The sequence below is a fragment of the Chryseobacterium sp. c4a genome (assembly GCF_009900745.1).
Taxonomy (GTDB): Bacteria; Bacteroidota; Bacteroidia; order Flavobacteriales; family Weeksellaceae; genus Chryseobacterium.
Map to the genome: position 1 here is coordinate 35,114 of NZ_WXVU01000018.1, position 12,609 is coordinate 47,722.

At 34.5% G+C, this 12,609-nt stretch carries 9 protein-coding genes; 6 read left to right on the plus strand and 3 right to left on the minus strand.

All coding sequences use genetic code 11. The features are described from left to right. Positions 1 to 21: 21 nt before the first annotated feature. Positions 22 to 831 carry a M48 family metallopeptidase gene (locus GTR01_RS19760; protein WP_160139474.1) on the minus strand — a complete coding sequence of 270 codons (810 nt, stop codon included), beginning with the start codon at positions 829 to 831 and terminating at the stop codon, positions 22 to 24. A gap of 109 nt (positions 832 to 940) precedes the next feature. On the opposite strand from GTR01_RS19760, the gene recJ reads away from it, so the two are divergent. The 6 genes from recJ to GTR01_RS19790 all read left to right on the plus strand — a co-directional run bounded on the left by recJ (position 941) and on the right by GTR01_RS19790 (position 9,535). Further along, positions 941 to 2,653, plus strand: a complete 1,713-nt coding sequence (recJ, locus tag GTR01_RS19765) for a single-stranded-DNA-specific exonuclease RecJ (RefSeq protein ID WP_160139475.1) — start codon at positions 941 to 943, stop codon at positions 2,651 to 2,653. Positions 2,654 to 2,755: 102 nt separating this feature from the next. Then, positions 2,756 to 3,340, plus strand: coding sequence for a nicotinate (nicotinamide) nucleotide adenylyltransferase (nadD, locus tag GTR01_RS19770; RefSeq protein WP_160139476.1), 585 nt, complete (start codon positions 2,756 to 2,758; stop codon positions 3,338 to 3,340). Positions 3,341 to 3,425: 85 nt separating this feature from the next. Next, entirely contained in the window at positions 3,426 to 3,764 is a 339-nt protein-coding gene (locus GTR01_RS19775; protein ID WP_160139477.1) for a DUF3817 domain-containing protein, read from the plus strand. 241 nt (positions 3,765 to 4,005) lie between these two features. After that, on the plus strand, positions 4,006 to 6,282 hold the full coding sequence (locus GTR01_RS19780) for an outer membrane beta-barrel family protein (protein ID WP_160139478.1): 2,277 nt from the start codon (positions 4,006 to 4,008) through the stop codon (positions 6,280 to 6,282). Between the two features lie 44 nt (positions 6,283 to 6,326). Beyond that, entirely contained in the window at positions 6,327 to 8,576 is a 2,250-nt protein-coding gene (locus GTR01_RS19785) for a TonB-dependent receptor domain-containing protein (protein ID WP_160139479.1), read from the plus strand. Between the two features lie 83 nt (positions 8,577 to 8,659). Further along, entirely contained in the window at positions 8,660 to 9,535 is an 876-nt protein-coding gene (locus GTR01_RS19790; protein ID WP_160139480.1) for an alpha/beta hydrolase, read from the plus strand. 28 nt (positions 9,536 to 9,563) lie between these two features. Here GTR01_RS19790 and GTR01_RS19795 read toward each other — a convergent pair whose 3' ends face one another. Beyond that, complete coding sequence (locus tag GTR01_RS19795) at positions 9,564 to 11,318, minus strand: discoidin domain-containing protein (protein WP_160139481.1); 1,755 nt, start codon at positions 11,316 to 11,318, stop codon at positions 9,564 to 9,566. A gap of 253 nt (positions 11,319 to 11,571) precedes the next feature. Next, on the minus strand, positions 11,572 to 12,594 hold the full coding sequence (locus GTR01_RS19800) for a hypothetical protein (RefSeq protein WP_160139482.1): 1,023 nt from the start codon (positions 12,592 to 12,594) through the stop codon (positions 11,572 to 11,574). Positions 12,595 to 12,609: the final 15 nt, after the last annotated feature.

A 12,609-nucleotide genomic window follows, 5' to 3' on the forward strand; every position in this document is an offset into this window, starting at 1 on the left:
TTTAAACAATAAATAAAATAATTATTTTGTAAGTTTTGTTGTTGGAAGAGCAACAGTTCCCGGATCTTTCCATAATCCGTCTTTTTCTGCTCTCTTTTTAATAGCCTGAGCTCTTTTCTCACTATCCGGGTGAGAATTGAACATTTTTTCAAAGCCGGATTGTGTATTTCCTTGCGATAACAAAGCCAATTTCTTGAAAGCAGTATACGCTCCTACAACATCATATTTATTAGCTTTCATAAAGTCATAAGAATAGGTATCTGCTTCTGATTCCTGCTTTTTACTGTGAGCAGCATCCAAAAATTCGTTTGCCATTTTCCCGATCTGGCTATCGTTAAGAGTAGCTACTGCACCAGACGCTGATGAAGCTGCATCTAATGCTGCTGCCTTTAAATAAGCAGATTTCATAGCATCTTTTGTATCTTCATTTTTAACGTGACCGATTTCGTGGCCAATTACAGCCAATAATTCGTTATCTGTCATGATATCCATCAAAGAAGAGAATACACGTACACTTCCGTCTGCACAAGCAAAAGCGTTGATATCTTTTACTTTATATACTTTATAGTTCAAATTCAGACCGTCTTGTGTTTTGTGTTTTCCAAACAATTTGTTCAATCTTACAGTATAAGGATCTTTTGGCCCTGCTACCTGATTGTTTTTATCCATCCAATCTACTGATTCTTTGGATAATTTAATAGCATCTTCGTTGGTAAATGTTAAAGCTTTTGCACCTTTTGAAACAACCCCGGCAGCTTTTCCGAGATTAAATTGTGCATTCATTGAATTCATTGCGCCTAAAAAAGTAAGGCATACGATAATTTTTTTCATAGTCATTTAAATTTGGAGCACGAAGGTAATCAATTTTTAACAATTATTAAGTCAAAACTTAGGACTCTATCCATTCAAAATGCTATTTTTTTTCCTTATTTTTGTGAACATGAGTCAAAAATGGATTTACAAGCCCGAACCCGATGAGGAAGTTGTGGACGGACTAAGTTCGTCACTTGGTTTTGGTACTTTTGAATCTAAGCTTCTCGTTCTAAGAGGAATTGACAATTATCAAAAGGCGAGAGAATTTTTCAAACCAAACCTTAACGATATACACAGTCCATTTTTAATGGCAGATATGCAAAAGGCTGTAGAGCGTATTGCTACTGCAATTGAAAATGGCGAAAAAATATTGGTATATGGTGATTATGACGTGGATGGAACCACCGCAGTTGCTTTAATGTACCTTTACCTCAGCAAAATTGTTGAGAAAAAATATCTTGATTACTATATTCCGGACAGAAATTCTGAAGGATATGGAATATCTACTGAAGGAATTGATTTTGCTAAAGAAAATGGTTTTTCATTAATCATTGCACTGGACTGCGGAATCAAGGCTCTTGATATGATTAATTATGCTTCTGAATTGGGGATAGATTTTATTATCTGTGATCACCACCTTCCCGGTGAAGAAATTCCTAATGCAGCAGCTGTACTTGACCCTAAAAGAAGTGACTGCAGATATCCGTTCAAGGAACTTTCCGGATGTGGTGTAGGTTTCAAGCTTTGCCAGGGACTTAATACTATTTATAAAATTCCTGATGCTGAGTTATTTGAGCTCACTGATCTTTTGGCTATTTCCATCGCAGCTGATATTGTTTCGATGACTGGTGAAAACAGAGTTCTTGCGAAAATGGGATTGAAAACTCTTAGAAAGACAAGAAATCTCGGATTAAGGCTTTTAATTCCGGAGGATAAGCTATCTCATTTTGAAATTTCAAATATTGTTTTTGAAATTGCTCCTAAAATAAATGCTGCCGGAAGAATTTCTCATGGAAAAGCGGCTGTTGAACTTATGGTTTCTGACAACCTTAAACATGCGAATCAGATCGTTAGTGATATCATGAACCTCAACGATGAAAGACGAGAATTGGATATGAATTCTACCCTTTCGGCCTTGAACCAGATTATAGAGTCTCAGCAGGAAACAAAGCATACAACCATTGTTTATCATCCTGAATGGAATAAAGGTGTAATCGGAATTGTTGCATCAAGACTTATTGAAACTTATTATAAACCTACATTGGTATTTACTGATGGGAATAATGGTGAAATGGTAGCTTCTGCAAGATCTGTATCTGATTTCGATGTGCACGAAGCGCTTGATATGTGTTCTGAATATTTTCTTAAATTCGGAGGGCATCACGCTGCTGCAGGGCTTTCAATGGAAAAGGAAAAGTTTGAAGCTTTCAAGCTAAAGTTTGAGAAAATTGTTTCGGAAAAAATTCAGGAACATCAGAAAGAACCATCCATTACGATTGATTGTGAAATAAATATTGATGACATAAACAGAGAGTTTATCAATTTCCATAGAAAACTAGCTCCTTTTGGCCCACACAATATGAAACCTATCTTCACTCTGACAGATCAAAGGCTTTCAGGCTATGTAAAAACAATGGGTAAAGATAACAATCACCTGAAATTTTATATCAGACAGGAATCTAATGGAAGAAATATTGAATGTGTCGGCTTCAAACTGGGACAGTTTGTAGAAGATTTTAAAAATAAAAATTTTGATCTTGCTTTTACCCTTGAAGAAAATCATTGGAAGGGTAATGTGACTCATTATCTGAATATAAAGGATGTTAAGTTCAGGGATTAACTGATGTCCTACAGGATTTTGGTTTCTAAGCTTTAGACTTTGTAAAGTAAAAACCCAATCTTCCAATTATAATTAAATACAACACTCCCCTACTACACTCATATGAAAAAAATCGGTCTATTTTTCGGATCTTTTAACCCGATCCATATCGGGCATCTTATTTTAGCGAATTATATTCTGGAAAATTCAGATATGGATGAGCTATGGTTTGTAGTGAGTCCACAGAATCCTTTTAAAGACAAAAAATCGTTATTAAAGGATCACAACAGGTTGGATATGGTACAGCTTGCAGTGAAAAATTATCCAAATATGCGAGCTTCCAATGTAGAATTTTCTCTTCCGAAGCCAAGCTATACAATTGATACGCTTACTTATCTTCATGAAAAACATCCTGACTATTCTTTTAGTCTTATTATGGGTGAGGATAATCTGGACAGTCTTCATAAATGGAAAAATTCTGATGCATTGATCAAAAATCATCATATTATTGTTTATCCAAGAGTATTTGAAGGGGAAAAGAAAGATTCTGAATATCTTCAGCATGAAAATATTTCTATAATAAAAGCTCCTGTGATTGAACTTTCTGCTACTGAGATCCGTAATATGATTAAAGAGGGAAAGAATGTAAGGCCAATGTTACCGCCTGAAGTTTTTGAGTATTTGGATGGAAGTAATTTTTATCAGTAATTTTGTAAAACCAGAAATTAGAGGGCAAAAATGAGAAGTCAGAGAAAGTCTCTTACTTTTTAGCTTTCAACTTATGCTTATATACATGAACTTCATCGAAAAATTCTTCTCAAAATATTCTCAGGAAAAACTTATTAAATGGTTTAAACAGATTTGTCTTGCAGAGGCTATTTCATGTGTTTTATTGTATTGTGTTGCTATGATCTGGATTCGATATGATGAAAATCTCTATTCTATTATTTTCATAAGTGTTGTTGGTAGTTTACACGGATTATTTTTCACACTTTATCTTTTACTTTGTCTCCCTGCCAGAAAAATTTATAACTGGGATGATGAAGATTTTGTATTTGCATTATTAGCTGCATTTTTCCCTTTCGCTACGGTATGGGTAGATAAAAAGCTGGCTCAATTCGACAGAGAATAAAATTATTTTTCATAAAATTTCATGTTTTGCTGTAACAAAATTCTTGTTACAGTTGTCTTATTATACAGAAAGGTCAGGCAAACAATTTTTCAAAGTAAATTTTTAACATCTGAAAATCAATACTTTAAAATTATTATATATTATTTTTAAGTACTTTGTATTGCATGATACTAAATTTATTATATATCTTTGTAATGTTAAATAACAAACCATACAAGCTATTAATTAAAAAATAATAATCATGAAAACTCAAATTCTCATTGCAGCTCTATTTTTCAGCGGACTGATTACAGCTCAACAGAAAAAAGATAGTTTAAAAGTAAATGCTATTGAGGCAGTCAATATCAAGAAACAGGTTTTCAAAAAACAAGGAGACCGTCTTGTATATGATGTAGCAGCTTCTCCTATTGCTAAAGGCACTAATACATTTAACCTTTTAAAACAAACACCTATGATTTCCAGCATTGATGGTAAAACATTGAAAATTCTTGGAAAATCTGATGCTGTTATTTACATCAATAACAAAAAAACGAATATGGATTCTGAAGCATTGATTGAAATGCTGAAGTCTACTCCATCGGAAGATATTCAGAAAATTGAAGTGATTACCGTTCCCGGAAGTGAGTTTCAGGTGGAATCTAAGGAAGGTGTGATCAATATTGTGATGAAAAAGAGCAAAAACAATGGCTATAATGGGACTTTGAAAATGCAAAATGAGCAGGCGTATTATAACAATCCATCGGCAGGTGCTTCTTTCAATTTCAGACAGGGAAAATGGTCAGGAAATTCCAATTTCAGAATGGGCAGCTGGACAGAAAGACAAAGATATACTCTGTCTAACGGAGATTCTACTTTTAGAAATGAATCTTATGGATCTAATGATGATCCCAATAAAAACTTCGGTGGCGGATTCAATCTTGATTATGAGATCAGCAAAAAACAAAGCTTAGGACTGTCTTATAATATGAGATACAACAAAAGTTTCGATTCTGTTCTGGATATGATGAACTGGCAAAATGGACAATTATCCAATAGAACGATCAATAATGAAGATGCTCAAACCAGAAATCACTCTTTTAATCTGAACTATGAAATAAAAACAGACTCTATAGGAAGTAAATTAACCTCGAATGTTTCTTATTTATGGTTTAACAGAGACAAAGTAAGTTTCAATGAGAGTATTCCTTTAGATGTTCAGCCTTTAAGTGAAGCGTATAAAAAGAGATATTCAGCATTGCACCAGTCGGTACCTCAAATAATCAATAATTATGCAGCCAATATAGATTATCTGAAAAAGACTACCAAAGGAGCAACATGGTTAATGGGAGTTAGTTATAATTATACCAATACAGATAATGATACCAGACAAGACAAATTAATCGGTGATGAATTTGTAATCGATACTAAACAAACCAATCATTTCATTTATAAGGAAAATATTTTAGGAATTTATTTAAACTATGAAAGAAAGCTAAGTGAAAAGCTATCCGGAAAAATTGGAGCCCGCTATGAAATGACCAGAAGTACCGGAGATATTCTTGGAAAAACCGGGTTTGAAAGAAATTATAATAATCTGCTTCCTTATCTGAATTTAAATTACGCTATCAATGCAGATCATAACCTGAGCTATACTTTCTCCAGTAGAGTTAGAAGACCAAGGTTTTGGGAACTTAACCCATCCAGAACCTATTTTACTCCTACCAATTATACTCAGAATAATCCTTTTGTATTGGCTGCTAAATTCTATAATCAAGAGTTGAATTACATGTACAAAAATGCATTCTATGCCAACCTTAGTTATACCATGGTAGAGGATGCTTCTGCTTCTGATCTGCTTCCTTTACAAGGAATCTTAACGGCTCCAAAGAGAGATGAAAATGGTAATATCATATATGATGATAAGGGAAATATGATCATGGAAAAGACTCGATTTCTTAGATACATAAGAACAAATTATGGAAAAAACAGAGAATTGAGCTTAACACTTGGGATGAACAAATCCTGGTTTAAAGATATCTGGACAACCAATTATTCTGTAAACCTTGGATATAATACCTACACTGGAGGTGTATGGCAAGATCCTACTTCCCAGCTAGGCCCATACGAAACAGAAGATCTGGAACCTTATATCATTGATGTAAAAAACTACAATATGTCTTTAACACTCAATAATATTGTTCGTCTTTCTTCTAAAAAAGACTGGTTCTTAGGGGTGAACTACTTTTTCGCAAGTAAAGTCGCTATGGAAGGAGGTACAATCGGGGTAAGACAAAGTTTTGATATCAGCCTGAAAAAAATAATAGGTGATTGGACGGTTGTTGCGGAAGTGAATGACTTATTCAATCAAAGTTTTTACAGACTTAACAGTGTACAGCCAAATGGTACCTATAACAACATCACCAATTTTAATTATCCAAGATTGCTGAATATCGGAGTAACCTACAACTTCGGAAATCAGAAACTGAAAAAAGCAAGGGAAATGAAATCAGCAAATGATGCTGTAAAATCAAGAACCTAAACGATAAAAACTTATCTCTCTTAACCACTCTTAAAAAAACAAACATGAAACGTATACTTTTGTCAATAGCCATCATATTCGGAAGCTGTGCATTTGCTCAGGAAAAGAAATCTGATTCGACAAAGACTAAAAATATAGAAGGGGTTACCATCACTAAACAGGTTTTCAAAAAGCAAAGTGACCGCCTGGTGTATGATGTTGCTTCTTCGCCGGTAGCAAAAGGAAATACAACTTTTGACCTTCTGAAACAAACCCCTTTATTGTCTTCAACGGATGATAAAACATTAAAGATTGCAGGAAAAAATAATGTATTAATCTACATCAACGGGAGAAAATCCAATATGGATGCAGAATCACTGGCTCAATTCCTGAAAAACACTCCGGCTGAAAATATTCAGAAAATTGAAGTAATTACCGTTCCGGGAAGTGAATATCAGGTAGAGTCTTCGGATGGAATCATTAACATCGTTTTAAAGAAAAAAATGAGTGATGGTCTTAACGGGAATATGAGATTCTCCAATACTCAAGGTAAATACAATGCAAGCCAAGCCAGCTTCTCTGCCAATTACAGAAAAGATAAATTAGGAATAAGTGCCAGCCTTAGCGGCGGTGAAAATATAGAAGCACAAACCTACACCCTGAAAAATAGCAGTGAGGGAGCTTCCAATGAATCTACCGGTGATATTGACGATCCAAACAAAAATATTGGTGGTTATCTGAATATTGACTATCAATTAAATGATAAGAGCAACTTAGCATTATCCTGGAACACATGGGCCAACAAGAGCTACAATTCAACAGTTAACCTCTTCAATACCATTATTAATAGCAATAATCCAAGCTATACATGGTCTAAAAACAAAGAGGATTCAAGAAGTTACAATAACTCACTCAATTTAAATTATGAATTAAAAACAGATTCTTTAGGCAGTAAACTGAATCTAAACGCAGCGTATCTGAATTATAAAAGATTTCAGTATACCAATAATATGACCTACCACTCCAACATCAACAGAGATGTATTAGGAGAGAGTACGCAATTGTTGCAGGATCTGCCACAGATCATTAACAATTTCTCCGGAATGGCAGATTATATTCAGAAGTTTAAGAATGACCTAACGATTTCTGTAGGTGGAAATTATAATAAAACCAAAACAGATAACGATACTAAGAATGATTCTTATAATTTCGATACAGCAACTCCTGATTCTAAACCTAATCATTTTATTTATGATGAAAATATTTATGGTTTTTACATCACTGCTGAGAAGAAATTTTCAGATAAGTTCTCAGGAAAAGTGGGAACGAGATATGAGATTACCAACAGTTTAGGAACATCTGATAAACCATCTTCAGAAGATCTTAGACGAATTGAAAGAAATTACAATAATCTTCTTCCTTATTTAAGCCTGAACTATACAATTAATGATAAAAATAATATCTCCTATTCATTTTCAAGCAGAATGAGAAGGCCAAGTTTTTGGGAAATAAATCCGGTAAAGAATAAACTAACGGATAACAATTATACTCAAAACAACCCTTTTGTAAAAGCTTCTTCTACTTATAATCAAGAGTTGATGTATATGTATAAGAATTCATATTTTGTAGTTTTAAATCATTCTTATATTAAAGATGCAATCACCCAGGTACCTTTACAAGGTTACCCTCAACATCCGGATGGAACAATAGGTGAAAACCTTGCTTTACGATATATCAGAACCAATTTTGGAGATAAACAGGAAATGTCTGCCATGGTAGGAATCCAAAAATCTTTCTTTAAACAATACTGGACTACCAACTCTAGCATTGGTTTTCAACATAACAGAAACAACGGAAGCCTTGATGTAGATCCTACCACAGGAGACCGATTCATAGATAAGAATGGTAAGCCTTTCATCTACGTCAATAATATCAATTCTACCAGTATTTTGATCCAAACCAACAATACAATTCGTCTTGATAAAGCAAAAACATGGTTTCTTGGGGTTAACTTCTTCTACATAGACAAACAGCAGATAGAACTAGGTATGCTGCGAAGCTTATCAAGTTTAGACCTTAGCATCAAGAAAAACTGGAACGACTGGACTTTTGCACTGAATGTAAATGATGTTCTAAGAACCAATATTGTAGTGATTGATGATTATCAAGCTAATGGAAACTACAATTATGTTCATCAGAATCAGTACAAAAGAAATTTAACGGTGAGCCTTACTTACAATTTCGGAAATAAAAAACTGAAAAAAGTAAGAGATATTGAAGGAGCTTCCGATTCTATAAAGAGCAGAACAAGATAAAAGCAAACTGTCTTCACATTTAATCAATTATATTTTTTATTCAAACCTGTTGATTCTTCAGCAGGTTTTTTATCTTTAATTGTATGAAAAAGAGTATCGTATTTAGCATCAGTTGTATCTTCCTGTTTCTTTTGACAGCGTGTACCAAGAACAAGATTGATCTTACCAACAATATTCGCTTTAATAAAGAGCAGAACATTCATTATGGAGATAGTCCAGATCAGGTGCTGGATCTTTATGAGCCCAATAAAAAGCCTTCAGAGGAAAAAGAGGTCTTTATCATGATTCATGGTGGTGGCTGGCGTGGTGGGGATAAATCTCAACTTAGCTTATTCATGTTTTCTATGATGGAGAGGTATCCGGATCATATTTTTATCAATATGAATTACAGACTGGCTTCTACCGCTCAATATGGTATTCCCAATCAGACGGATGATATTAAAAAGGTCATTACATTTCTGAAAAAGAAACTCAACTATACGCCTAAGCTGATTCTTTTAGGAAATAGTGCTGGTGGCCATTTATCTATGCTGTATGCGTATCATTTTGATACTGATAAAAAGGTAAAAGCAGTGATCAATATTGTAGGCCCTGCTGATCTTTCTGATTCCGGATTTAAAAGCTATGAAGAGTATTCTTTTATAGAGCAACATCTTATTGATCCTAAAACGTTACCTACCGAAGTCTCAGTCATCAATTTTACGAGTCCGGTGCATTGGATCAACAATGCCTCTCCTCCTACTCTTTCTTACTATGGGAAAACAGATCGTGTTGTTCCTTTAAGCCAAAATAAAATCCTCGACTCTGCTCTGAACAAAAATAATGTCATTCATGAGTCTTATGAATTCAATGGCGGGCATCTTGATTGGAATAAACCACCCAATGCCGCTTTCCTTATTGATAAAATTGAAATCTTCCTGAAATACATTGATACAAAACAGCACGCTTTAAATAATTAAAGCGTGCTGTTTTGTATATCTTTATTTACTATTCAGACTTTACGACTTCTGTTCTTTCAGACATTCCATTGGCATTGAAAGCTTCAATCTGGAAATAATAAGCATCTGTTCTGTCTGCTCCTGTAAAGAAATATTCGTTCTTTCCATATACCATGATGCTTCCGTATAGTTTATCAGGAGATTTTCCCCAATAAATTACATATCCGTCTGCTTCAGGATTTTGCTGCCATTTCATCCAAATGCTTCTTCTTTCACCATACTTTTTAGGATCAGCTCTTAATGGGACAAAACCGTCTACTTTTTTAGGCTTTTCTCCTGCTCCTTTTCCGAATACTCTGAAACCACTTAATGCAAATTTACCTGTTGGCATTTTTAGATTTTCCATTTTAAGGAATCTTGCCGTTGCTGGTTTTTCAAGCTCAATATAATCATGCGGAACATCTTTTGTGTTTTTGCTTTTATCCACAATGACGTTCCATTTTTTACCATCATTGGATCCATAGATCTTGTATTGATGCACCTTGCCAAAAGTTTTTCCCATAAATTCTGCATCCTGGTCTGCATAGTTGATTTGAATAGCATTGATTGTGGAAACTTCTCCAAGATCAGTCTGAAACCACTCTCCTGCATTTCCGGTTTTGGCACTCCAATAGGTTTTAATATCTTCATCTACAACAAAGTTAGGCTGGTAGCTTCCCAGCGTAGATGACACTTGAACAGGTTTATTATAATTCAGTAACATCCATCCGGCAAAAAGACCTTTTGAAAAGTCTTTTCCTTGTGCATACTTTGGAAGATAGGTAGGATAATCTCCGTACGCTGTGTTGGTATACATCACATCATCCTTATCAAATCCTGCCGGCCATATTCCCAGTCTTCTTTCAAAATTATTTTTTGTGGAAATAAAAATAGTAGAAACATGCCACCAGTTTTTATAATTGTCTTCAAAGGTAGCGCCATGTCCGGCTCCTCTCGCAAATCCTCCCGGTTTATAAGAAAACGGATTATACTGCTGATATTCGAAGCCTTCTAAAGGATTTTTACTTACATATACTCCATCTGAATATCCGCTGAACTCTGTTGCCGGTGCACCATATTGCATATAATATTTTCCATTGTGCTTAGTCATCCAGGCTCCTTCCACAAAAGGCTGAAGAAATACATTATCATTATATTCCCCAAACCTTTCCCATCCGTGATCTTCCGGTTTCAGCTTAATAATCGGCTTTACAAACCCCTCGGACTGAAGGTTTTTAACTTTTACTTCTGTGCCCAACAAAGGCCATTCGTTGCTGGAGCCCCAATACAGATAGAGTTTATTTTTATCTTCATCATAATGAAATGCAGGATCCCATGCTCCTACCTTTAAAGTATCCACTGCAATTTTCCAATCATCCTGGGTTGGATTTGTACTTTTCCAAATGGGAAAATCCTGTTCCCACGTAGAGCCATACACATACAATGTATCTTTCATTGCCCATACTGCCGGAGCATTGAGATCGTGGATATATTTATTATCTCTGAGAAATTTCCTTTTGACAAACTTCCAGTCCAGCATATCATCACTATACCAATATCCTTCTTGATTCGTAGAGAAAAGGAAAAGTTTATTTTTAAAATTCACAATTACCGGATCTGCTGTAGCACGATGTTTTCCTTGTTTTGAAAAAACTTCAAAAGGAGTATATCCATAGTCTATATTGATCGGATTACAAAATGTTTTCTGTTGTCCACTTACAAAGATTCCCAGGAGAATTGCTAAAGATAAAAAGTATTGTCTCATTTTCAGATTTTAAACATTCCTGACAAAGTTAACTAACTTTTTTCGGTCTTCTCCAGATAAATCCACTCAAAAGATAATGAGTAAGTTGAGGAACAACAAATAAGGTATAAAAAAACGTTGTAAAATTTAATAAGATTTTTTAGTTAATTTGATACTTTACCTATCTTTTAAACAATTCATCCAATTGGCTTTAATATATCTAAAATAACTTATGAAATCTACAATAATTATGCTCTTATCGATGAAAAAACGATTAGGATACTTTTTGTTTCCTCCAGATAAAGCCATCCAAAAGATAATGGGTGAGTTGAGGAACCACCAATAAGGGAACTAAAAACTGAAGGAAGTTTTCTGGAACAGCTAAATCCAGAGAAAAGTGTTCGTTCCACACAAGCGTTTCCCATAAAAACTCTTCCAATAAAGCTAGTCCTAAAATAATCCCTACAAATAAAAAGATCCCTGAAAATGGCTTAAAAATCTGCATCCAATTCAACTGTTGATGATCTTTTTGTCTAATCTCACGGATATAGATCAAAGCGATATAAGGTATTCCATGAGAAACAACATTCAGGAAGGTAAAAAGCAGATCATTATTAAAATAGACGATTCCAAAATACCAAGAAAGGAAAGTTCCTGTAATCAATGCTGTTTTAGGAATATTGATGGTTTTAGTTTTAATAGCTTCAATTACGGTCTTGATGATCCAAACTGTGATAATCAGAATATACAAAATTGTAATACTTCCAATATAATCCGGTACGTTTTTAAGCCATTCAAATTCATGATCCACAAACCAGGTAAAGGCACGTGGGGTCTGAAACCAATACAACATCGGAAAAACAGTAGCAGCATATACCGCAACCTCATCTATTTTCTTACTCCAGTTATCAGGTTCAAAGCGGGCATAAATTCTCATAAAGCCATATTGCTGGCGAATAAAATGAAAAACAGCAATCAATGCTAGTACAGACCAAAATAATAAACTTCCAAACTGAAATAAAGCAATTCCTAGGCACCAGCTTATCATAGGAACTCCAAAATACAGTAGTTTTCTTTTTTGCACTTCAGCCTTTACAAAATACGTTTTAAACAACGTGGAATACACATGAGCCACATCTACAAAGACAATCAGGAAAAGCCATGTATAAAAGGAATAATGATTCTCCAACTCCTGAATCTGCTTCTGAAAAAGAAAAATAATTAACAATACCAGAAAAGGTGGGGATAAAATAAACCACCAATCTGTTTTTGCATTATGTATCCAAGGTTGTTTCATCTGTAGATAGCTATT